Annotated in this window: 18 protein-coding genes and 1 tRNA gene; 16 read left to right on the top strand and 3 right to left on the bottom strand. The window is 36.2% G+C overall.

Features of this window, described 5'->3' with window-relative positions; translation table 11 throughout:
• The first annotated feature begins 780 nt into the window (after positions 1-780).
• The 15 genes from ggt to AABB81_RS13515 all read left to right on the top strand — a co-directional run bounded on the left by ggt (position 781) and on the right by AABB81_RS13515 (position 18520).
• Positions 781-2466, top strand: a complete 1686-nt coding sequence (gene ggt, locus AABB81_RS13585) for a gamma-glutamyltransferase (RefSeq protein WP_342161100.1) — start codon at positions 781-783, stop codon at positions 2464-2466.
• 291 nt (positions 2467-2757) lie between these two features.
• Entirely contained in the window at positions 2758-3942 is a 1185-nt protein-coding gene (locus AABB81_RS13580; RefSeq protein WP_342161099.1) for a dipeptidase, read from the top strand.
• 245 nt (positions 3943-4187) lie between these two features.
• The gene (locus AABB81_RS13575) at positions 4188-5534 is read left to right on the top strand and encodes an amidohydrolase (RefSeq protein ID WP_342161098.1); all 1347 of its coding nucleotides are present in this window, start codon (positions 4188-4190) and stop codon (positions 5532-5534) included.
• Positions 5535-5726: 192 nt separating this feature from the next.
• Complete coding sequence (locus tag AABB81_RS13570) at positions 5727-7187, top strand: hypothetical protein (protein WP_342161097.1); 1461 nt, start codon at positions 5727-5729, stop codon at positions 7185-7187.
• Between the two features lie 107 nt (positions 7188-7294).
• On the top strand, positions 7295-8926 hold the full coding sequence (locus tag AABB81_RS13565) for a M28 family metallopeptidase (RefSeq protein WP_342161096.1): 1632 nt from the start codon (positions 7295-7297) through the stop codon (positions 8924-8926).
• A 398-nt stretch (positions 8927-9324) separates the two neighbouring features.
• Entirely contained in the window at positions 9325-9771 is a 447-nt protein-coding gene (locus tag AABB81_RS16090; protein ID WP_425287346.1) for a DUF6326 family protein, read from the top strand.
• Positions 9772-9787: 16 nt separating this feature from the next.
• Entirely contained in the window at positions 9788-10471 is a 684-nt protein-coding gene (locus tag AABB81_RS13555) for a DUF4386 domain-containing protein (protein ID WP_342161094.1), read from the top strand.
• A 233-nt stretch (positions 10472-10704) separates the two neighbouring features.
• Positions 10705-11121, top strand: coding sequence for a putative quinol monooxygenase (locus AABB81_RS13550; RefSeq protein ID WP_342161093.1), 417 nt, complete (start codon positions 10705-10707; stop codon positions 11119-11121).
• 225 nt (positions 11122-11346) lie between these two features.
• Positions 11347-13071 (top strand): tetratricopeptide repeat protein, encoded by a 1725-nt coding sequence (locus AABB81_RS13545; protein ID WP_342161092.1) that lies wholly within the window; start codon positions 11347-11349, stop codon positions 13069-13071.
• Between the two features lie 303 nt (positions 13072-13374).
• The gene (locus AABB81_RS13540; RefSeq protein WP_342161091.1) at positions 13375-14331 is read left to right on the top strand and encodes a phosphatase domain-containing protein; all 957 of its coding nucleotides are present in this window, start codon (positions 13375-13377) and stop codon (positions 14329-14331) included.
• Positions 14328-15224 (top strand): diacylglycerol/lipid kinase family protein, encoded by an 897-nt coding sequence (locus tag AABB81_RS13535; protein WP_342161090.1) that lies wholly within the window; start codon positions 14328-14330, stop codon positions 15222-15224. The genes AABB81_RS13540 and AABB81_RS13535 overlap by 4 nt, the downstream gene beginning before the upstream one ends.
• A 250-nt stretch (positions 15225-15474) precedes the next feature.
• Positions 15475-16251 carry a DUF6090 family protein gene (locus AABB81_RS13530; RefSeq protein WP_342161089.1) on the top strand — a complete coding sequence of 259 codons (777 nt, stop codon included), beginning with the start codon at positions 15475-15477 and terminating at the stop codon, positions 16249-16251.
• 224 nt (positions 16252-16475) lie between these two features.
• The gene (locus tag AABB81_RS13525) at positions 16476-17132 is read left to right on the top strand and encodes a class I SAM-dependent methyltransferase (protein ID WP_342161088.1); all 657 of its coding nucleotides are present in this window, start codon (positions 16476-16478) and stop codon (positions 17130-17132) included.
• A 252-nt stretch (positions 17133-17384) separates the two neighbouring features.
• Positions 17385-17459, top strand: a tRNA-Val gene (locus tag AABB81_RS13520).
• A gap of 914 nt (positions 17460-18373) precedes the next feature.
• Positions 18374-18520, top strand: a complete 147-nt coding sequence (locus AABB81_RS13515) for a hypothetical protein (RefSeq protein ID WP_342161087.1) — start codon at positions 18374-18376, stop codon at positions 18518-18520.
• 17 nt (positions 18521-18537) lie between these two features.
• Here AABB81_RS13515 and AABB81_RS13510 read toward each other — a convergent pair whose 3' ends face one another.
• The 3 genes from AABB81_RS13510 to AABB81_RS13500 all read right to left on the bottom strand — a co-directional run bounded on the left by AABB81_RS13510 (position 18538) and on the right by AABB81_RS13500 (position 21549).
• Positions 18538-19599 (bottom strand): phosphotransferase enzyme family protein, encoded by a 1062-nt coding sequence (locus AABB81_RS13510; protein ID WP_342161086.1) that lies wholly within the window; start codon positions 19597-19599, stop codon positions 18538-18540.
• 1 nt (position 19600) lies between these two features.
• A complete protein-coding gene (locus tag AABB81_RS13505; protein ID WP_342161085.1) occupies positions 19601-20509 on the bottom strand; it encodes a nucleotidyltransferase family protein in 909 nt (302 codons plus the stop codon).
• 152 nt (positions 20510-20661) lie between these two features.
• Positions 20662-21549, bottom strand: a complete 888-nt coding sequence (locus tag AABB81_RS13500; protein ID WP_342161084.1) for a LysR substrate-binding domain-containing protein — start codon at positions 21547-21549, stop codon at positions 20662-20664.
• Positions 21550-21628: 79 nt separating this feature from the next.
• On the opposite strand from AABB81_RS13500, the gene hutH reads away from it, so the two are divergent.
• Positions 21629-23176, top strand: a complete 1548-nt coding sequence (gene hutH / locus AABB81_RS13495; RefSeq protein WP_342161083.1) for a histidine ammonia-lyase — start codon at positions 21629-21631, stop codon at positions 23174-23176.
• Position 23177 lies beyond the last annotated feature (1 nt).

Raw genomic sequence — 23177 nt, 5'->3', positions numbered from 1 at the left:
TTAGGGATCATGGAACATAATCCCTTAATATTATCACTGAAAGAAATAAAAATTCAAACCACGCTTTTAGCGTGGTTTTTCTTTTTTGTTGTTAGGGGCACCATTTAGGGATCATGGAACATAATCCCTTAATATCATCGCTGAAAGAAATAAAAATTCAAACCCCGATGGGCTTTTCTTTTTGTTGTTAAGAGCCCATAATTGGGATCAACGCAGTTAATCCGGCTACATATAAAATCGAACATAATTGAACGTCTTTTTATGCGAGAAAATGTAAAATTGCTGCTAGGCAATTTACATGAATATTCACAATTGGAACTCTAATTTAGTCCATGAATCAAAATGATGATGTTTAGTCTATCAGCCAGCTTTTATTGTTGAAACCATAAAATAAATGGTCATTATCCAAATCTTTGATGCTGCTATTTAAGTTAAGGATTTAAATTATGATAAAAAACTTATCTTCGTCAGGGTAGGTAAGGGCAAGAAAGATAGAACAACCATCTTATCAGACAGTGCTGTTTTGGTTTTAAAAAATATATGCTCAAGTAAGAAGTCGCTCTCTCGCAAAAATAAAAAGCCCTTTTAACGTAATTATTGAGTAGAAAGTCAATAATAGAAAAGGATGACAGCGTATGCGGATAATTGCGTATAAACACTATATACACTTTATTAACTAGTTCTGCTTAATCATGACCAACCAATGATAAAATTCCATATAAAATCTGCTTATTTAAAGTTTCTAAAAATATTTATACCTTATTCCAATTACTAATCTTTATGAAATACTCACTACCCATCTTCGTTTTCATCTTTTCTTTCTCTCTTCAGGCGCAGGACCGTCTGGTCGGCAAATCATTCGCAACACGCTCTGAAGTTATCGCTAAAAATGGTATGGTGGCCACCAGTCATCCACTAGCTACACAGGTGGGTGTAGATATTTTACAAAAAGGAGGCAATGCTATCGACGCTGCAATAGCCGCAAACGCAGCCTTAGGACTGATGGAACCAACCGGAAATGGAATCGGTGGTGACTTATTCGCTATCATTTGGGATGCCAAAACCCAGAAACTCTATGGACTCAACGCCAGTGGGAGGTCTCCAAAAAGTTTGACGTTGGAGTATTTCCAAAAGGAAAACATGGAGAAAATACCAGCCTACGGGCCGCTTCCAGTTAGTGTACCCGGAGCTGTTGATGGCTGGTTTGAACTTTCGAAAAAGTTTGGAACTATGGATATGGCTGATATCCTTCAGCCTGCTATCAACTATGCAGAGGAAGGCTTTCCGCTTACACAGCTCATAGGTTATTATCTTGGGTCGGTCAATCGATTTGAAGCATCGGGATATGACAATATCAAGGCCACTTATATAGATCAAAATGGAGGAAAACTACCTCAAGAAGGGGAAATCTATAAAAATCCGTTCCTGGCAAATACTTACAGGACCATAGCTAAGCAGGGACGCGATGCCTTTTACAAAGGAGAAATCGCCAGAACTATCACTAGTTTCATTAAGGAAAAAGGCGGATTTCTGTCTATGGAAGATATGGCAACCCATCAATCCGAATGGGTGGAGCCAGTTTCCATCAACTATAGAGGATATGATGTTTGGGAACTCCCTCCCAATGGGCAAGGTATTGCGGCATTACAAATGCTTCAAATCTTGGAGGAGTATGATTTTTCAGCTATTGAATTTGGTAGCGAAAAGCATTTGCACCTTTTTACTGAAGCAAAAAAACTAGCTTTTGAAGATCGTGCAAAATACTACGCAGACATGGACTTTGCCAATGTACCCGTAGCAGAACTTATCTCGGATGTATACGCCAAGAAAAGGAAAGAAGAAATAGGCGATCGCGCCGGAAAATACGGCGCTGGTGAGATTAGTATCGGGGAAACTATCTACATGACCACAGCAGATAAATATGGCAATATGGTATCACTCATTCAAAGCAACTACAGAGGCATGGGATCTGGTATGGTACCACCAAAACTTGGATTCATGCTGCAAGACAGGGGTGAACTGTTTTCCTTAAAGGAAGGACAGGCCAATACTTATGAGCCGGGCAAAAGACCTTTTCATACGATCATCCCTGCATTCATTACCAAAGATGGTCAGCCCTGGGTGAGTTTTGGCGTGATGGGTGGAGACTTCCAGCCACAGGGACACACACAGATCGTAATGAATTTGATTGACTTTGGCATGAATATGCAAGAGGCAGGTGATGCCCCACGCTGGGAGCATCGAGGCTCCTCATCTCCTACAGGAGAAGAAGCCAATGGATCGGGAGAAGTTTATGTGGAATCCGGCATCTCATATGAGACCATTCGAGGCTTGAGATCCAGAAGACACAAGGTCATTCATGGAGGGTCATATGGTGGCTATCAGGGCATCATGTGGGATAGCATTAACAAAGTCTATCGAGGCGCTTCCGAAAGCCGAAAAGACGGTCAGGCAGCCGGGTATTGAGTTTCGTTATTGATTGCTGTCCCTGTTAATTGGAGAATTCTTTACCGACAAATCAAATTCAACTTAGATAGGTGAAATTCAGAATTCACTAAACAACTAAGCACAACACCGTATAAAATTAATTGCTAGAGCAAGCCTGCTTACGAAAATTGCTGCGCCAGTTCGCTTCGCTCGTGTATCGCCGATTTTCTATTCGGTTTGTATTTGCTAAATTAGGTGCTTAAACCACGCAACTAATCTTATACATAAACGTTGGCAGTAATTAAAAACCAAAATTCTAAATTTAAATCTATGAGATATTTTATTGTCCTGCTTATTGTTTTATCATCTTGTAAATCTTCACCAGATAAAGAATCTGAATCTAAAACATTTATAGAGATTCATAATGAGGCAATTGTAATTGACACCCACAATGACATACTGATGAAAACTGCGGACTTAGGAATAATGTTAGATCAAGATTTAACAGGGAAAACACACAGCGATTTGAACCGTTGGAAAAAGGGAGGTTTAGATGTTCAAATATTTTCTGTGTATAGCGATGGAGGTGTGGAAAATGCATTTACATTAGCCAATAGGCAAATGGACAGTCTAGATGCAGCAATAGCTCGTAACCCAAATAAGATTATTAAAGTTGCCAACTCTGATATGATTTTAAAAGCTATAAATGAAAATAAAATTGCAGCAATGTTTGGTGTTGAAGGTGGTCATATGATTGAAGATGACCTTAATAAATTAGAAGCTCTCTATAAACGTGGCGCTAGATATTTAACTTTAACTCATAATGTAGCTCCTTCTTGGGCAACTAGCGCTGCAGATGAAACAACAAATCCAAACCTTCCACAAAAAGGACTAACAGATTTTGGAATACAGGTTGTAACTAAAATGAATGAATTAGGAATGATGATAGATGTGAGTCACTCTGGCGATCAGACATTTTGGGATGTTATTAAGATTACCAACAAGCCAATTATTGCTTCTCATAGCTCGGTCTATAGTCTTGTCCCGAGCCGTCGAAATTTAAAAGATGATCAAATAAAAGCAATTGCCACCAATGGTGGTGTCATTATGATAAACTTTCATCCTGGTTTTATTGACAATAGTTTTGGTGAAAAAGAAATGGCCTTTCTTGAAAAGTACTCTATTGAAGGTGATTCTCTCATGAATAGCGGAATGGATGAATGGTATATGATGGATTACCTATATAAAAAATATACAACTGAAGCAGAACTGATGAGACCACCATTATCTAAGTTGATTGATCATATAGATTATATTGTTAAACTGGTTGGTGTAGATTATGTTGGTCTGGGATCCGACTTTGATGGAATTAATCTTACTCCTCTACAATTGGATGATGTTTCAACATATCCTGTAATTACTAAAGCATTATTAGAAAAAGGATACAACGAAAAAGATATTGTCAAAATTCTCGGAAGTAATTTCTTAAGAGTTTTAAAAGCAAATGAAATATAGTTATTACAAACTTAAGACGGGTATAAGCAATAGCTTTAATTCGTAACACAAGGAAGATCAAAGTAAAAACAAATAAAATATAATCAACATCAGGGGAGAGCTACTACTCATACCCACACCGTTGTGCTTCATTATCTAAAACTCGAGTTAATTAATTATCCTACCTTCCCATAAATTGAAATACCAATCAACAACAAATGTTTAAATACTTTCAAAAAACACTTAATCCATAATATACTGAATAAATGAAAATAAAAATCAACAAATCACACTTTGAATACCCTATAAAAACTTTATCGTTGTTCATATTAATGCTTTTTACGACTTTAGCTTTTGCCCAATTCAAAGACCACAGTAAAGTGGTTAATAAAATAGCTGATAAGATAGAGCAGAAAGTTATCGATTGGCGACACGATATACACCAAAATCCAGAATTGGGAAATCGTGAATTTCGTACAGCGGCTCTAATAGCCAAACATTTAGAATCACTTGGTATAGATGTACAAACAAAAGTAGGTATGACTGGCGTTGTTGGGATTCTCAAAGGGGATAAGCCTGGTCCCGTTGTAGCACTTCGAGCAGACATGGATGCCTTGCCTGTTGAAGAGAAGAATAATTTACCATATGCATCGAAAGTAAAAACCACTTATAATGGCAATGAAACTTCGGTAATGCATGCCTGCGGACACGATGGTCACGTCGCTATTTTAATGGGAGTTGCAGAAATACTTTCAGCAATGAAGACCGATTTAAAGGGTGCCGTAAAATTTATCTTTCAACCGGCCGAAGAAGGTGCCCCAGCAGGCGAAGAAGGGGGTGCATCATTAATGATAAAGGAAGGGGTTCTCGAAAATCCGCAGGTGGATGTTATTTTCGGACTGCATTTGGATGCTTTCTACGAAGTGGGTACAATTGCATACCGACCCGCAGGTATAATGGCAGGCGTCAATGACATGAAAATTACCGTTAAAGGAACCCCAGCACATGGCGCATATCCCTGGGTTGGTATTGATCCAATTGTGGTCTCGGCTCAAATTATTACAAGCCTGCAAACTATTGTAAGTCGCAACGTTACATTAACCAATAACCCGGCTGTGGTAACTATTGGAGCTATCAATGGTGGGAATCGCAGTAACATCATACCAGAACAGGTAGAAATGTTGGGCACGATCAGAACATTTACCAATGAAGACGAGGCCTTTGTGCTTAAAAGAATCAGAGAGATTACTGAATTGACTGCACGTGCCGGTGGAACGACCGCAATGATTGAACTTCCGTACTCCACTCATTTTCCGGTCACGTATAATGATGAAAAGTTAACGAGTTTGATGTTACCAACTTTGGAGAAAACCGCTGGAAAGGAAAATGTGATTTTGATCCCTCCCACTACAGGTGCAGAGGATTTTTCATTCTTTGCCCAAAAAGTACCAGGACTATATTTTTTCGTTGGCGCAACGACCAAAGGTAGAGATCCAAAAACCGTCGGAGACCATCATACGCCACAATTCCTCATGGATGATAGTGCGTTTAAGACTGGTGTCAATGCCTTGTGTAATTTGGTGTTTGATTATATGGAGTTGAACAGTCAATAAAAGATAAGTTAAGGAAGAGGCTATCGTGCTTTTAGCAAAGCTTAGTAAGCTAAATAATGAAAGCACAACAATGTATATGAAATCATATCTCCCATTCGGTTGCTACGCTTCATATACAAACCGTTATGGGCAATATCCTAGTTCTATTATTAATGACTTTTTCATTCATGATGTAAAACTCAATTTAAAAAAATGAGAAGAAAAATTTTTATAATCATAATTAGTGTAGCCACTGTCTTAAAGTTAAACGCACAGGATATTGATATAGCTGATCAGCAAATCAACTTTAAGACCAACAAGTTTTACTCGCTTTATATGTTTGCACAAGGTCTAGTTGGTTCCCCAGCTGCATCTCCCACGATAAAAATGGCCTTTGATCAAAGTGAGTATGCAAAAAATAAGGATCTAATCAGGGCGATCAAAACAATCAAGAATATTAATACTTTCTACTCCTATACTTTTAAAGGGTATCCAGAATATAGAAATTATAACGTTCAATTATGGCAATTATTAAAAGTGGCAGCGGCTAACTCAGCCGACATCAATGAGTTTAAATTAGGCATTGCTGGAATGTTACCAGTAAATGACATCAATAGCATAGCAGAAAGCTTAATTAATTTGCAAGATCTTCACGAAGAATTATTATGGAAACCAAATGAAGAAGCCCTTGAAACATATATTGAAGAACTTACCAGAGAAGCTTCTAAAGGTGATTTCAACAAAGTATTTGAAAAGGCAATAAACTTTTACGGGACAAATTGGAATAATAATTTCCCCATGATTGTCTATGTACTACCCTTACCTGAAGTTGAAAAAAATATCATTGAAATAGCTTCTCCGGATGGTAATGTATTGACCTATTCAGTGCATATTAGAGAAGGGAGAGATATAGCAGAGGATTTAGGTGTGGTTTTTCATGAATTAGATCATATTCTTTATAAAAATCAGCCAGTCGATTTACAGAATAAATTAGAAAAATATTCTTTAAACCACCAGTCTCCATACAAAGTAATAGGATACCGCGTATTGGATGAATCCTTAGCCACTGCACTTGGACAGGGCTTTTATTACCAGTACATTACAGGAAAAGCCGATGAGGGTAACTGGTACGATGTACCACAAGTCAATAAGGTAGCAAAATCTATTTTCCCCTTAGTCGCTGAATACCTACATAAAGATCGAACCATTGATTCTTTATTTATAGATAGGTATCTAGAGGTTTACGAAGAAGATTTTCCTGAGGACTTGACAGATATTCAATCTAACATCAGCAACGTAAATATTTTGATGAGTGAAGCTTACTCGGACCGAAATAAAGTTTTTGCTCCATTTTTCTCCCACTTCGCTATGCGTTCTATAAATGATGAAAAAGGGGTGAATCACGACAATATTTCAAAATGGAAAAGTTCGCTAGGTACTAAGGTCGCTATTCTCCAAAAGGATGGTGATGAGTATGCTCGATTAAAAGCAAAATTAGATTGGCTACCTGATATTGACAGTTCCAAGGAACAGATCATTACAATGTTGCATAAAGGGGTTCATTATTACATCCTAATTATTTCTGATTACGACTCAATAAATGATGGTCTTCAGATTATACATGATAAAGAAAAAATAAAGATTGAACTTGAGGTTAGTGAGCTTAGCCATTAGTAGAAAAATGATGCCCATAACACCGTGTATGGCGCATACCCTTAGGGCTACGCTTCATATACAAACCGTTGGCAATAATTAAACCACACATTTAATTTAAATTACAAATGATAAAAAATTATTTAAAAATTTTAGCAGCAGCAGCAGTGCTTTTTAGCAGTTGTAAAAACGACAAAAAGTTAAAAATAAACATAGTTGAAGTAGATCAAACAACTATTGGTAATCACATTGAACGGTTAGCATCAGATGAATTCGCAGGGAGAAAACCATTTACTGAAGGAGAAGTAAAAACCGTGAATTATTTAAAAGATGAGTTTGAGAAACTGGGGCTTTTACCAGGAAATGGTGATAGTTTTTTTCAAGATGTTCCTATGATAGAAATAACAGGAACTCCTTCTGAAAATATGGTGATTTCTGGTAAAAATGGAAGTTTCAATTTGAAACTCTTAAAAGATTTTGTAGCCACGACAAATAAAACCGTGACTGAAGTTAGTCTTGAAAATTCTGAACTTGTTTTTGCAGGTTATGGAATTGTTGCTCCAGAATATGGATGGAATGATTATGAAGATATCGACTGGAAAGGCAAAACAGCTGTAGTTTTAATTAATGACCCAGGTTTTAAATCTGGTGATTCAACCTTATTTAAAGGTAATGAAATGACTTATTATGGACGTTGGACTTATAAATATGAGGAAGCTGCTAGGCAAGGTGCTGATGGACTAATTATAATTCATGATACCGAACCAGCTTCTTATGGATGGAATGTAATAGAATCTAGTGGGAGTGGCGCTCATTTAATAATAGAAAGTGATTTGCCCCTTTTAAATGTCGAATCATGGATAAGCGGTGAAAGTGCTGAAAAAATGTTTGATGCTTCTTCCATGAAAGAGCAAGATTATAAAACCATAGCTAGAAATAAAAGCTTTAAACCAATTCCGTTAAATTTAAACGTTTCTGTAAACATTAAAAATAAAATTAAGAAAGACGTTTCTAAGAATGTAGTAGCACTTATACCTGGTACTGAAAGAAAAGATGAATTTATAATTTACTCTGCACATTGGGATCATTTTGGTATTGGTAAAGCTATCGAAGGTGATTCAATTTATAATGGTGCTGTAGATAATGCATCTGGAACTGCAGGTTTATTAGCTATAGCAGAAGCGTTCAGGAAAAGTAATGTAACAAAACGTTCTATTGTCTTTATGGCAGTAACTGGAGAAGAACAAGGTTTATTAGGTTCAGCTTTTTATGCCGAAAACCCTATTTTCAACCCGAAAAAAACCGTAGCAAATATTAATATGGATGCTTTTAATAGCCCAGAGGCAAAGAAAGACCTCACTGTTATTGGTTATGGTCAATCAGAATTAGACGATTATGCAGAAGAAGCTGCTATAGCCCAAGGTCGTTACATAAATCCTGATCCAAAACCTGAAGCAGGTTCTTTCTTTAGATCAGATCACTTTAATTTTGCAAAAATTGGTATTCCTGCACTTTATGCCAAAGGATCTTATGAAGGTTTTAATTCAAACATTGATAAAATCAAACAATGGAATGAAAATTACAGAAAAAATATTTATCATCAACCTACAGATGAATACAACCCTAACACCACTGAGTTAAGTGGTGTTCAATTTGATGCACAGCTTTTATTTCAAGTTGGTTTTAAACTGGCCAACGAAAATTCTTTTCCAAAATGGAAGAAAGGAAGCGAATTCAAACTTATCAGAGAAAACAATTAATAATTCCATGAGAAAGTGATATTATTAAAAAATAAAACTATTACAAACTTAAGATGGCTATAAGTAATTGCTTGTTCTCGCCTACTTCTGAAAATCCTCGCAACTACTCATAGCCGAGACCGTTATAGGCAATGCCTTCAAAAAAACGCTAAAGAAATGATGAAATATATTTTAACCAAAAAGAATTGGATTTCGATTGACACTATAACAACTAAATATTTGAAGAATTTTTTCTTTTTATCTGGACTATTATTTTTTTCTATCATTTCAGGTAAAAGCACAATCAACAGACTCAATAAAAACAGAGAATGTGACATTTAAAAATGAAGGAGTGAATCTGTAACAACAATCCCAATTTATCGTCATATTTTAACACCAAATGCTAAAATAAAACAAACATGAGTTTAAAAAGGACCAGTCCTAAGCCATTGACCAATTATAGTATTAACATAAAAGTTAAACTAACAGTTCTTTGGACAGCTTTGATGTTTCTGTACATATATGCCGACTATTTTCGGTTAATGACCCCAGAGAAATTGGAGAGAATGATGAAGCTTCAAACTCCAATGGGACCTACATCACCCGGGATTTTAGTCACTTTTTCTGTGATTTTAATTATTCCAACCTTGATGATATTTCTTTCAATTTTTCTAAAACCGCAAATCAATAAGTGGTTGAACATCGTTATTGCATCCATATATGCGTGTATTTCCATTCTAATTATAGTTTCTAGTATCGATAATGAATGGCAGTTATTTTTTGTTATATTCAACTTCGTTGAAATTGTAGTTTTTGCAATAATCATATCACAGGCATGGAAATGGCCGAGAGAGGAATATTCATAAAAAGCAGATAAATAATATGAACTCAAAACACAAACAAAGTGAATTGGTAAGGATAGCAAGAACCGCAGGAATATGGTACTTAACCATGGCAATTTCAGGCATTTTGGGATTTCTTATATTTCACTCTCAGGTATTTGACTCAGAAGACGCTCAGAAAACATTAACAAATCTGATTGACCTTGAATCCCTTGCCAGAACCCGACTTCTATTGGAATTTGCCATTATTGTTTCACAAGCGCTTACTGCAGTATGGTTTTACAGGTTGTTTAGAGATATAAATGAGTGGGCAGCATGGTCAGTTGGTATTTGGGGTATGGTCAACTCGGTAGCTATTATGATTAGTGCAATTTCAATGGGTTCTGCCATTAAAATTGCACATTCTTCTCAATCGCTTGATGACAAAGTAATATTAATTGAACTTTTAAGTAGTTTAATTACAAATGCCTGGGGTGTCGGTGGGCTTTTCTTTGGACTTTGGCTTATCCCGTTGGGATACATTATAACAAGCACAAAAAGAATGCCTGTATGGTTGGGGTGGACCCTGATTGCCGGTGGTATCGGCTACTTGATAAGTACTACAATTAATTACATTGGAGTTGAAAGCCCCCTGGTAAGTTATTTAACCATTCCTGCTACAGTTGGAGAATTCTGGATGATAGGATATTTATTGATTTTTGGAATACGGCCAGCGAATGAATAATTCGTAATAATACCAAAGGAAACGGGACCAGCAAGACTTATTTAAAATAAACCAAAATATAGGTCCTGACTCACATAAATTCCTGCAATATGGTATATAAAAAATAGAAGTATTAGCGTAAGCCATTTGGTTTGTGCATTTTTATTATCTTTCTTTTACCGGGAAAGTATCACATTTAAAATCTGCTGCTTTTCATATTCAGACGCATTACCTGCAAGCTCAAAAAACAAAATATGAAAAAAATATGCCTGATATTACTCACCACAGTTCTTTGTATGTCTTGCGGGAAGGAAAAACCACAAAATAAAAAATTCAATTCTGATAAAATGATGATTAGAATCTCGGAAATTGAAATCGTACCTGAATACCTTGATGAATATGTAACAATACTAAAAGAAGAGGCAAAAGCTTCGATGGAATTAGAACCAGATGTGATTTCCATTTATCCTATGTATCAAACAGAAAATCCGACTGAAATAAGAATATTGGAAATTTACGCAGACCAAACAGCATATAAATCTCATTTGGAAACACCCCATTTTAAGTACTACAAAACAACAACCCTGAAAATGGTTAAGTCATTTAAATTAATTGATATGAAAGCAATTGACAGACCGACTATGTCAATGATTTTTAAAAAAATGAAGTGAAATCATGAGCCAATATTGGCTGTAGGTAAATATCTATACTCGATTACTTGCGAAAATTACTGAGCCGGTTCGCTTCGCTCCTGCCTCAGAAATTCTCTGCCTGCCTGCCGGGAAGCCGGTTAGGTTTTAATTTGCTAAATTAGGTGCTTTAATAATCAACTGACCATACGACACCTTAGCCATAACTAAAAATAAAACATTAGATTAAAAGAATCAACCACGTTTATGGAAAACCAGCTTAAAAATATTAAGAAACGTCAAATCTGGAGATCTTTATTGGCTTATCCGGCTGCCGCGTTTGTTATTATTCAAGCCGTGGAATTTTTTATAAACAATTATGAGCTTAACCCAAAGCTATTGACTTTTTCCCTTATTCTTTTAATTGGCGGTTTTTTTGTTTCAGTCATGTGGAACTGGAATCATGGGGAAAAGGGCATTCAGAAATTTACATATAAAGAAATAATGTCTTATGGAATTGTGCTCGCCATAACCTTATTTTGCGGAGGATATTATTGGAAAAACACGCCAACCGTGAATGGAGCTTCTGATGCAAGTATTGGCGATTCATCCAATAGATTAGCGGTCTTACCTTTTGAAAATAAATCCACAGATTCTTCCCTTATATATCTTTCTGATGGTATCCCCGAAAATTTAATCAATAGGCTTTCATTAATGACTAATTTAAAAGTTTTATCAAGAAATTCGACTTTTATTCTGGATGATGCTGACAGAAACTCTTCGGGAGTTAGAAAAAAATTAGATGCTGACCTATTACTAACCGGAAGAGTTGAAAACTTAAATAATCAATTGGTTGTGAACTGCCAACTCATCAATGTGAATGATAATGTTCAAATCTGGGGAGAAAAAGTGTTTTATGACAACGAGAATGTAATTGAATTAGAAGAAAATATTGTTACATCGTTACTCAATAGCTTGCCAAGTTCTTTAAGAAGAAAAGATGGTAATTTCCAAAATGATAAAGCAATAAACCCAAAAGCAAAATCCCACTTCATGAAGGGGAGAGCCTTAAGTTATGGCTCTACCAAAGAAGAGGCTGAAAATGCACTTGAACATTTCAGAAAAGCTATAGAAATCGATCCTAATTTTACTCCTGCCTATGTAGCAATAGCTAATGAAAAAATAATACAAGCCATGTTTTCCACAGCTACCCGAGAAGAGATTTTTAATGAGGCCAGGACTGCAGTGCAAACAGCATTGGCTTTTGATCCCAACTCATCTGAAGCGTATTATGTTGATGGAGCCATTAAATTCTATGGCGATTTTAATTGGGAAGGTGCAGAAAATTCATATAAAAAATCATTAGAAATTAATCCTTATAATGTGAATGCATACATAAGGTACTCTGCCTTTTTAGGGGCAATGAAAAGACATAAAGAGTCCATAATTATGGCGGATAAAGCCATTGCTTTAGATCCCATTTCAATTTCCAGTCTTCATAATTTAGGCTGGGTGCATTTGATTGCAGGAAATTTTAAAGAATCAGAAGATGCATTTAGTGAAGCCCTGGCTTTACACCCTAATTGGATTTGGGGTTATGTTAAACGAGGTTATTCACGCATGTTTCAAAACAAATGTGAATTAGCTGAGGCTGATGCCATTAAAGCAAGAGAATTACTGGGAGACTGGGGATCTGAGCTTATAGAAAGTACATTTATTTTCAATTACGGCACTTGCGGTAATGAAGAAAAAAAGAAAGAATTAATCGATAATTTTTTCAGACATGTGAATGCTGACAACTATGATGATCCCTATGCAGTATTCATGGTCTACTATTTAAAAGGAGAGCTGGAAACAGCTCTGGATTGGGCTGAAAGAAGCATTGCTGAAAAAGAAGCAAGTTCCTATTTATTTAATATAGATATTTTTTACAGGAATGATCTTTTAGAGCATCCGCGTTTTATCAAATTGCGCAAGGATATGAATTTCTAATAACTATTGCTGTCAATGTATATACCTAAAACGGTAACGTTCATTTACAAAACCATTGTTCTTCATGATGACCAACCATTAATCAATGAGAAATTCTTTAAAGGGCCAATCAGAAAGTAAAGGTCAGTTCAATCATTGCTAGTAAAGGAGTCAAACGGTGCGCTGGACTTAAACCAAAAAAAAATGACAAAATACTAAATGAAATAAATCGAGACTTGATCTCTGATTACAATATGACTGATTGAGTTTAAAAATAAATAATAAAATCTAAAAGTTGAAGAAGCCTTCATAAAAAATATTGATTTGGATAACTATAGCAACATACCTGTTGTATGGCAAATATCTGCTTTACATCTTAATAAAAAGACATTGCTAAGCGGTGTCATTTTAAGGGATACCCCTTTTAATTATGAATCACAAATAAGTAATTTTAGAAATCTAATAAATGTATGTAAATCCTATTTTATAGGTGTTTATGCGAATAAAGAAATCTTAATTACAACAAATGATAAAACAATAAATACAAATACTGATAAATATGGAAGTTTCACTATTGTTATTGACCACCTGCATAAAGGTGAACTAATAATTAAAACTACCGATAATGATAAGCGATTGAAGATTCTGCAAACCTATCCAGTCATTTTCCAAAATACTAAAAGCCTTTTCAATGTAATATCAGATATTGACGACACTATTTTGATTTCTTATACTGCAGATCTCATGAAGCGTATTAGAGCACTAATCTTTACCCCGCCACAAAAAAGAAAGGTTGTGGGCTTTACTCAAAATTTATTAAAAGAATTCGAAAAACATGATACTTTTGTCTTATATATCTCAAAGAGTGAAAGTAATTTATTTGCGCTGCTCACATCCTTTATTAAACATAATAAACTGCCACTAGGGAATCTAATTCTGACGCCCTATTTAAAGTACAGTCAACTTTTTCATCCTAAAAAAGGTCGTAATTATAAACTTGATAAAATCTGTTTTATTCTTAATAATACCGGAACTAAAAATTTTGTCCTATTAGGAGATGACAGCCAAAAAGATATGGAGGTATATTCAGAAGTCGTAAAGAAATTTCCAAAAAGGATTTTAAAGATATACATAAGACAAACAAAGCGAAAGATTCTACCATACCAGAAAAGAATGTGGGGCAAATTGGAATTACTTGGGATTCCTGTAGTATATTTTAATGATAATACGAATATGGATTTCCAAAATGAAATTAATAAATTAAAGCATACAAGCTCATGAAAATTTTGTTTATAGTTAACCCTATTTCGGGTGGAATAAATAAAGAACCATTTATTAAAGAAGCAAAATCTAAATGTAAAAAGTACGGTATCCATTATCAAATATTTAAAACGACTGGTACTGATGATGAAAAGCATTTGGAAGAAGTTTTATCAAGATTTAGACCTGACAAAGTTGCTTCTGTAGGCGGCGATGGAACAACGTTATTTACCGCCATTGCTGTAATGAAGAAAGATATCCCCATGGGAATAATTCCATTAGGTTCAGCCAATGGTATGGCCGCTGAACTTTCTGTGAATCCCGAACCATCGAAAGCACTGGAAGATCTCATCATGTCGGAAGTATTTGCTGGGCTAGACATGCTTGTGGTTAATGAAAAGTATTATTCGATACACATTGGGGATGTAGGTATAAATGCTAATATTGTTGATGCCTATGACAAAGATAAAAACCGTGGCATGACGACATATGCCAAATACTTTATTGAAGAATTGAAAAAGCTTACTCCTTTTAAAATCAATATCAAAGCCAATGGTAAAACATACCTGGAAAATGGTTTAATGTTAGGTATATGCAATTCAAGGAAATATGGAACCGGTGTTCCATTAAACCTGGATGGGAATCCAATGGATGGAATATTTGAAATTATTGTAGTTGAAAATATCAATTTGAATTCATTAATAAAAATGGGCTTATCAAAATTTGATAAAAGTTTTCATGACAACCAAAATGGAATATTAATTAGTACAGATGAAGCAGAAATTTTGTTTGATCAACCAAGACTTCTTCAGTTGGACGGTGAAGTTATTGGTGAATTCGAAAAACTTAAAATTAATATGATAAAAGGAGCTGTAAAACTAATTACTCATCAGGAAAATGCATATTTGACTTAATTATATTTCTTTCAATAAATAGCGAAATGTCAGTAATGTATATAAAACATAACCAAAACAGTAACTTTCAAATACAAAACCGTTATAGATAATTAAAAAATAAAACTATTCTATGTCTTTATACATGGATATTTATATTGTTACAGAAGAATCTGCCATAAGAAACAGTTAAAGCTCATTGGGAAGATTTATCTATCCAAAAAGAATTTGCTTTGAAAATCACAAAAATGCTAAAAACAGAAGCTAAACTATGATTAAATTCTTCAGACCTATAAGACAACAACTATTATCCGAAAACAAAACTGCCTCGCCGGCAGGCAGGTTCAGCAACTATCTGATTTATGCGATTGGCGAAATTATTCTTGTGGTTATTGGAATTCTGATTGCACTGCAGATAAATAACTGGAATGAAAATCGCAAGACAGAAATAAAAATCAAAAATTCTTTAGTTGCATTGAGTAACGATTTGATACAGGACACCATATTAATCAGAGAAAGGCTTCCATTCATTAAAGAGCAATATGATTTGAATGAGTCCTTGAGAGCCAGAGTAGCCAAACCAAATGCCACCGTTGATACCCTCATTCAAATAATGAGATTTGAATTTAATCCAAACTGGGTCGTTCAAATTCCTTACAATACAAATACTTACATTAGTCTAAATCAAACCGGATTAATAGAAAATCTATCTGACTCGTTAAAAGTCAGTATAAAGAATTTTTACAATACAAAAGCTTCACTTATGGATAGGGTAGAAAAAACCACCAATGACTATCAGGGGAAAGTGACTTCTTATGTAAATACCTATACTTTTGGCGTGACGAAAATACACGACCAAGGAGCATTGATTGATTCTCTAATCTGGAACAATATTGATCACAGGCATCTTGCAGCCACATTTCAAGGCATAAGTAATTTTAAAAGAATTTTATTTACCGAAACCAAAGAAGAGCTTGAATATTCTTTAAAGAGTTCTCAGGATTTAATAAGGCAAATTGACCATTATTTAAAGGAAAATTATAACTGATTCAAAAATAAATAACAAAAGTACAAATGCTATTGAAAAATTTGACATGCCATTGAAAGTATTCATTAACAATAAAGAGCAATGGCTTTATCCTAAAACAAATTGGCAAGAAAAAGAGGTTAATTCAGAACAAATAAATCTGATTGTTGATCGCAATTTTTATGTACCTTCCTTCTATAGTAATTCCAAGTAAATAAATATTGGCTAATTAATAATAAAAACTTATGTGCGAACAAGACAAATCAAAGAAGTCCGGCTTGCCCCCCATGGGTGCACAAGACTTCTCAGAGATAGAAGACTGGACGGGGTATTTTAATGCGGTTCTTGGAAAAGGAGCTAGAGATACATTGATTGCTGCCCTGGATTCTTTTGAGCACGAGGAATTTTATAATGGATTTGCGGTCGATTTAGCTGCTGGTGAAGGACGTGATTCGCTGGAACTACTCGGCAGGAACTGGCGGGTATTAGCAACCGATAATCACCCTGAAGCATTCTCATATTTGTGGGCAAGGGTACCGGAGAAATTGAAACCCCAATTAACCACCAAAGAGGTGAACTTCTGTGATATGAAGTTTCCTGAATGTGACATGGTGAACGCTAGTTTTGCTTTGCCATTTTGCGAACCACAACATTTTGAAGTGCTATGGAATAAAATAGTTGCATCAATTCGTCCCGGAGGCAGGTTTGCAGGTCAGTTCTTCGGAGACAGGGATACCTGGGCATCACTTCCAAACAGGTCTCACCACTCACGTAAAGAAGTTTTAAAATTACTGGAAGGCTTTTCAATAGAGATGATGAGAGAAGAAGAACGTGACGATCCACCGGAGCTCAGGAAACCAAAACATTGGCAAATATTTCATGTAGTGGCAAAGAAAAATTAACAATGGAAAGAAGATCAAAATGTTGGAAAACTAAAAACAAGAACCTGGAAATCCTCGAATCAAAACATCCTGTGTTTTTTTTATAAATGGCTATCCGATAAATTGAAACTCTATTAAAAATCAATTCTGCTCTTGATCGACTTCACGAAGAATATTAAAATTTATTTTCTCCAAAAAATCATAAAGTAGCTTTCATTTCCCGGGTTCATTATGTAAAAAATTTGTAGTTTTGACATCTCGATTTAAAAAAAAGGGTCATTAACTCAGTTGGTTCAGAGTGTTACCTTGACAGGGTAGAAGTCACTGGTTCGAATCCAGTATGACCCACATCGAATAAAAACCCGATGAATTGAAATTCATCGGGTTTTTTGCTTTCTCTTTGTGTTGAGCTTGCTCATAAGTTAAAGAGGAAGCAAAAAACCATGCGAGTTATCGCATTGGGTTTTTATTTGCAGAAGCGGTTCGCATCTGGATCACGATAGTAATCCCCTTTTTTGAATATTGAACCCGCCTGCCGGACGGGCAGGTATCGAATAAGGAATTCTGAACATCGAAGTGTCTCAAAAAGACCGTATCACGCAGTGAAACGGAGTCATTGGGTTTTTATTTGCAGAAGCGGTTATTTTCTGGATCACGTTAGTAATCCCTTTTTGAATATCGAACCCGCCTGCCGGACGGGCAGGTATCGAACAAGGAATTCTGAACATCGAAGTGTCTCAAAAAGACCGTATCACACAGTGAAACGGAGTCACTTGATTTATCCAACATAGGTGGACGGGTTTGCAGAAGCGGTTCGCTTCTTGATCACGCCAGTAATCCCTCCTTTCCTGAATGACGAATATTGAATATCGAACAAGGAATTTCGAAGTTTTGCAAATTAATACGACAGAAAGTTAATTGAGAAAAGTCAAGGCTTAACGGGATTTTATCCACCATAGGCGGACAGGTTTTCAGAAGCGGTTCGCATCTGGATCACGTTAGTAATCCCCTTTTTTTGAATATCGAATGTCGAACAAGGAACGCTGAACACCGAAGTATCTTAAAAAATACCGTATCACGTAGTGAAACGGAGTCATTGGGTTTTTATTTGCAGAAGCGGTTCGCATCTGGATCACGACAGTAATCCAATAAGGCTATCGAAAGAGCTTGGAAATAAAAAAAATATTTTTATTTTTAGGGCTCAACCAAGCCAAATCAATTTTTAAGTAAACTATTTTATCAAAATTTTCGTTATTCAATTTATGGATCGAGAAACTTTAGATGTATACCTCAAATACGAACGACTGGATAAAACTGTTTTTCAAGGTATGAGCATTCAAGAACTGTTTGACCTGAGACATGATATGCTGGCGTTTAGAAATAAGTTGGGGGAATTGTTGAAACAGTAAGAATTCCTTACTTCGAATCAACTTCCCATCACCTCCTCAAAACTTTGAATCAGTTTAAATTGATTCATCGAGCGAATGAGGTTGTGTTCGGGGTATCTGGTCTTATAATAAATATCATTGTTTAAATAATCAGTTAAAAAACGCAGCGCCATTATAAAAATCATGGTCTTGGCGGCCAGCGGAAAATAATTTCTTTCAAATTCTGATACAGCGTCTCCAACTTCCTCCAAAAAGCCTTGCGTATATGCCTCGTAAAACTCCTTGTTAAACATTACTTTTTTCAGATCCTTTTCGTCTTCAGCAGCGGTGTTGCATATTGTCCTGATGGCGTCTCCAAAGTCATAGTGAATAATCCCGGGCATAATGGTGTCTGTATCGATTACACAAAGCCCCTTGCCCTCCATGTCGAATAAGGCGTTGGATATTTTCGTGTCATTATGAGTCACCCTGATTTTGATTTTTCCCTGATCTTTTAAATGTTGTAAAATGTGCATTTCTGCCTTTAAGTCATTTACAATCTGAATATATGGTTGTGCTTTAAGCAGCCTTTCGTCAGAGGCCCTTTTCAAAGAGGCTTCGAATTGCCCGAAACGAAAGGCCATATCGTGAAACCTGGGAATAACCTCAACTAAATTTCCTGTATCAAAGTCTTGGGTAAGACGTGTAAATTCCCCAAACAATTTTCCGCCTTCATAGGCAACCTTAACCTCAGTTACTGTTTCAAATGTTTGGCTGTTGTCAATAAAGAGGGTAACATTCCAAAAATTTCTATTTTGATCAACGTAAAAGTTCTCACCCTTTGAATTTTGTAAAAAAGTCAACACTTTGTGTTGCCTTTCCTCTTCGGTCAAATAAGATAACTTTTTATGTAAATGCTTACTTATATTCACCTTATTCATGATAAGGCCCGGTACATCGTTAAAGATGCCTTTATTGATCTTTTGAAAAATATATTGCTGCTTTTGAATCGCAGTAACAAGAAAAGTATCATTGATGTGACCCGAAGTAATTTCCTTGAAAGAAGCAAATTCCTCCTGAGGCAAAAAAACATCAAATACCTCTCTTAAAATTTTATTCATCTTACCACAGGTGAGTTGGATAAATATTTTTTTTCTTTAGTGCCTGAATTTCCTTTTGAACCGATTCCTTATCCTCCTTATAGGTTACTCCAAACCAGCGGGCATCAGAGGTGAGTACCTTAACCGAGGCCGTTCCGTTTTTCAAATAGCCATTAACGATCAAAGGAATAAAGTATTCTGCTTTTAAATTATCCTTATTCTCTTCCAGAAAACTCTCGAACAATGCTTCGGTGTATTCAAAACACCTGGGTGTAAAACCCCAAAAATTCATAGACACTACAGTGTTCTCATCTATAGGAATCAAGTTCCCCTCATCGTCCTTCCGAACCAGGCCTTCTTTTGTCTTTTCAATATGGGTCCTTTCTACGATATGGCTGAGAAACCCTTTATCATCAACCTCACATTCTCCCCTACTGACAAATCCGTGATCAGAAACCGTATTTTTAAGCAAATATGCCATCATGCTAAAGTCAAAGGAATTCTTGTCTATAGACTTCAAATACTTCGCCATAGCCACAAAGGCATCTCTTCCATAAAAGTCATCAGCATTGATGATGGCAAAATTTTCCTGTACCTCATCTTTGGCCATCAGCATGGCATGACCTGTTCCCCAGGGTTTTTCCCTTTGAGGGTTTTTATATTTTCCCGGTACTTTATCAATCTCTTGAAAAACATAGGCTACTTCGGCTTTTCCTTGAAGCTTTTTATCGATCTCCGCCCTGAATTCCTCTTCAATGCTTTTTCGAATAATAAAAACAAATTTTCCAAACCCCGCCTCAAGTGCGTCATAGATCGAAAAATCTATGATTGTATCACCTTCAGGAGTAAAGGTGTCCAGTTGTTTTAATCCTCCATATCTGCTGCCGATACCCGCAGCTAAAATTACCAAAGTGGGTTTGTTGCTTTCCATGTTTTATATTTTTGGACGAATTTACTAAACATATCATATTATTACTAACAGAAAGATCGATATATAAAGAATGATCCTGAATATATTGTGAAAATTCAATACAACTGCACTCTTGCCTTTTCGGCTCGATCCATTCGAACTATGAACCTCACTTAACCCGGAGATGCTTTTGATAATATTTTTTCTAAAATAGGGTTCCTGTTCAATGGATTCCAGGCCACCGATAAAACAGTCTTTTGAGGGATTTTATCAAGCTCTATGAGCTTTATTTTCATGTTAAAACCGAGCCCCAAAGAACTGGGAACTATTGATATCCCCAAATTGTTTTCTACCAATCTAAAAATTGTACTTGCATGCACCGTGTTATGCGAAATAATAGGATGAAACCCGCTTTGTTCAAATATTCGCATTACCTGTTCATAATAAGTAGGGCTGTAAGATTGATCGAATAGAATAAATGCATCTTCTTCAAGACTTTTTAAGCCCTGAAAGTTTTCCTTATCTATGGGATGGTCACTTGGAAGCACCAAAGAAAAAGTGTCTTCGAAAACCGGCCGAATCTCCAATCCTTTTGGTACTTTATCCAATCTGACAAAAGCCAGGTCGATCTCGCCTTGCACAAGGGCCCTAACCTGATCAGGATTCTCCATTTCTCTTAATGAATAGTGAACTTTTGGGTGGTCTTCCTGAATTTTTAAAAGAAGTTCCGGAATTACATTTTGCATAGCCGAACCCACATAACCAATACTAATGTGACCTTCCATTCCTTCCTGAATCAACTGTGCATGGTCAAAAGTGTCATTCAAATTCTTCAGCAGCATGGTCACTTCGTCTTTTAAGTAGTTTCCGGCTTTAGTCAAAACAACTTTTTTATTGGTTCTTTCAAAGAGCACCAGGCCGAGTTCAGCTTCCATTTGCTTAATCTGACGGCTCAAACCTGGCTGGGAAATATATAACTTTTCTGCAGCCTTTCTAAAATGAAGTTCCTCCGCAACGGCTAGAAAATATCTGAGGTGTCTTATTTCTATTTGATAACTCATAGTTATTGATTATTGATTATAATGGTATTACAAAGCATCAAATATAATCGTAAATTTGATAGTATCAAATAGCTAAGAAATGTTCAAATACGGATTAGATCATCTCACAGTCTCACAGGTAATTTCCATACTAAAGGGAGAGTTGAAGGCCATTATTTCAAATGAGGCAGCAGAAAGAATTAAAGCATCTCATGAAGTCGTTTTAAAGACAGCATTAAAAGATCAGGCCGTATACGGGATCAATACGGGTTTTGGCCCTCTCTGTGATACCATTATTTCAAAAAATGACACCACTGAGCTGCAAAGGAAAATCCTTTTGAGTCATTCTGTTGGCGTCGGTGCTCCCATTGAAAAAGACCTGGCCAAACTCATGATGATTTTAAAATTGCACTCTTTGGCACAAGGGTACTCCGGTATATCCATCGCTGTGCTCGAACGAATTCAGTGGCATATTGAGAATGATATCATTCCCATAGTTCCGGAGCAAGGTTCGGTTGGTGCCTCAGGGGATCTTGCCCCCTTATCACATCTTTTTCTGCCACTTATTGGCGAGGGAAAAGTGTTTTATAAAAACAAGATCAAAAAGACGAAAAAAGTCTTGGAAACAGAAGGTTTGAAACCTCTTACTTTACATCCCAAAGCCGGTTTGGCCCTGATTAACGGAACTCAATTTATTCTGGCTCATGCCGTATCATGTGTAGACAAATTGTACAATTGCCTCTCACATGCAGACCTTATCGGAAGTCTTATGATAGAAGGGCTTATGGGTTCACAAATGCCTTTTCATGATTCGCTTCATCAAACCAGGCCATTTAAGGGAAATATCCATGTGGCAAAAAGGATCAATGAATTTCTTCAGGGTTCCGAAATAGGTAAATCTCATCTCTTTTGCGGAAAGGTTCAGGATCCTTATTCACTAAGGTGTATGCCTCAGGTTCACGGAAGCTCAAGAAGCGCCTGGCTTCATTTAAAAGAAAGTGTTGAAGTCGAACTCAATTCGGTCACAGATAATCCTGTAATCATCTCTGATGAACTCATCATAAGTGGGGGAAGTTTTCACGGACAACCCCTGGCACTTCCTTTGGATTATGCCTGTTTAGCTGCGGCTGAAATCGGAAGTATCTCAGACCGTCGTACCTACCTTTCATTGGAAGGAAAATATGAGGGTACGCCCAGGTTGCTTATGGAGGATACAGGATTGAATTCCGGTTTTATGATCCTGCAATATACCTCTGCAGCGCTGGTAAGTGAAAACAAGGGTTTGTGTTTCCCGTCAAGTGCCGACAGCATACCGACTTCACTGGGTCAGGAAGATCATGTAAGCATGGGATCCATCGGTGGCAGAAAGGCCTTGCGTGTTATTGACAATCTTGAAAAAATCCTTGCCATTGAATTATTATGTGCCGCACAGGCCCTGGATTTTAGAAAACCTTTAAAATCAAGTGAAGTACTCGATGACGTACACAGCACTATCAGAGAAAGAATTGACTTTGCCGAAGAAGACAGGATCTTTTCAAAAGACATTGAAAAGGCGATACAATTGATCAAGGATAGGGAATTATTGACAACCACTTCCTTTCATTGCAAAAGTTACAGCGAATACGACAATTTATTTGAATCCTATTAAT

The sequence above is a fragment of the Lutimonas vermicola genome, from assembly GCF_038433205.1.
Lineage (GTDB): Bacteria > Bacteroidota > Bacteroidia > Flavobacteriales > Flavobacteriaceae > Lutimonas > Lutimonas vermicola.
This window is presented reverse-complemented; position numbering and strand designations above follow the sequence as displayed.

Coding starts and splice junctions, on each gene's coding strand:
- AABB81_RS13555 (WP_342161094.1), top strand. CDS start 9,788: ATGAACTCAAAACACAAACAAAGTGAATTGGTAAGGATAGCAAGAACC.
- AABB81_RS13565 (WP_342161096.1), top strand. CDS start 7,295: ATGATAAAAAATTATTTAAAAATTTTAGCAGCAGCAGCAGTGCTTTTT.
- AABB81_RS13575 (WP_342161098.1), top strand. CDS start 4,188: ATGAAAATAAAAATCAACAAATCACACTTTGAATACCCTATAAAAACT.
- hutH (WP_342161083.1), top strand. CDS start 21,629: ATGTTCAAATACGGATTAGATCATCTCACAGTCTCACAGGTAATTTCC.
- AABB81_RS13550 (WP_342161093.1), top strand. CDS start 10,705: ATGAAAAAAATATGCCTGATATTACTCACCACAGTTCTTTGTATGTCT.
- AABB81_RS13545 (WP_342161092.1), top strand. CDS start 11,347: ATGGAAAACCAGCTTAAAAATATTAAGAAACGTCAAATCTGGAGATCT.
- AABB81_RS16090 (WP_425287346.1), top strand. CDS start 9,325: ATGAGTTTAAAAAGGACCAGTCCTAAGCCATTGACCAATTATAGTATT.
- AABB81_RS13580 (WP_342161099.1), top strand. CDS start 2,758: ATGAGATATTTTATTGTCCTGCTTATTGTTTTATCATCTTGTAAATCT.
- AABB81_RS13570 (WP_342161097.1), top strand. CDS start 5,727: ATGAGAAGAAAAATTTTTATAATCATAATTAGTGTAGCCACTGTCTTA.
- AABB81_RS13535 (WP_342161090.1), top strand. CDS start 14,328: ATGAAAATTTTGTTTATAGTTAACCCTATTTCGGGTGGAATAAATAAA.
- ggt (WP_342161100.1), top strand. CDS start 781: ATGAAATACTCACTACCCATCTTCGTTTTCATCTTTTCTTTCTCTCTT.
- AABB81_RS13500 (WP_342161084.1), bottom strand. CDS start 21,549: ATGAGTTATCAAATAGAAATAAGACACCTCAGATATTTTCTAGCCGTT.
- AABB81_RS13510 (WP_342161086.1), bottom strand. CDS start 19,599: ATGAATAAAATTTTAAGAGAGGTATTTGATGTTTTTTTGCCTCAGGAG.
- AABB81_RS13505 (WP_342161085.1), bottom strand. CDS start 20,509: ATGGAAAGCAACAAACCCACTTTGGTAATTTTAGCTGCGGGTATCGGC.
- AABB81_RS13530 (WP_342161089.1), top strand. CDS start 15,475: ATGATTAAATTCTTCAGACCTATAAGACAACAACTATTATCCGAAAAC.
- AABB81_RS13515 (WP_342161087.1), top strand. CDS start 18,374: ATGGATCGAGAAACTTTAGATGTATACCTCAAATACGAACGACTGGAT.
- AABB81_RS13525 (WP_342161088.1), top strand. CDS start 16,476: ATGTGCGAACAAGACAAATCAAAGAAGTCCGGCTTGCCCCCCATGGGT.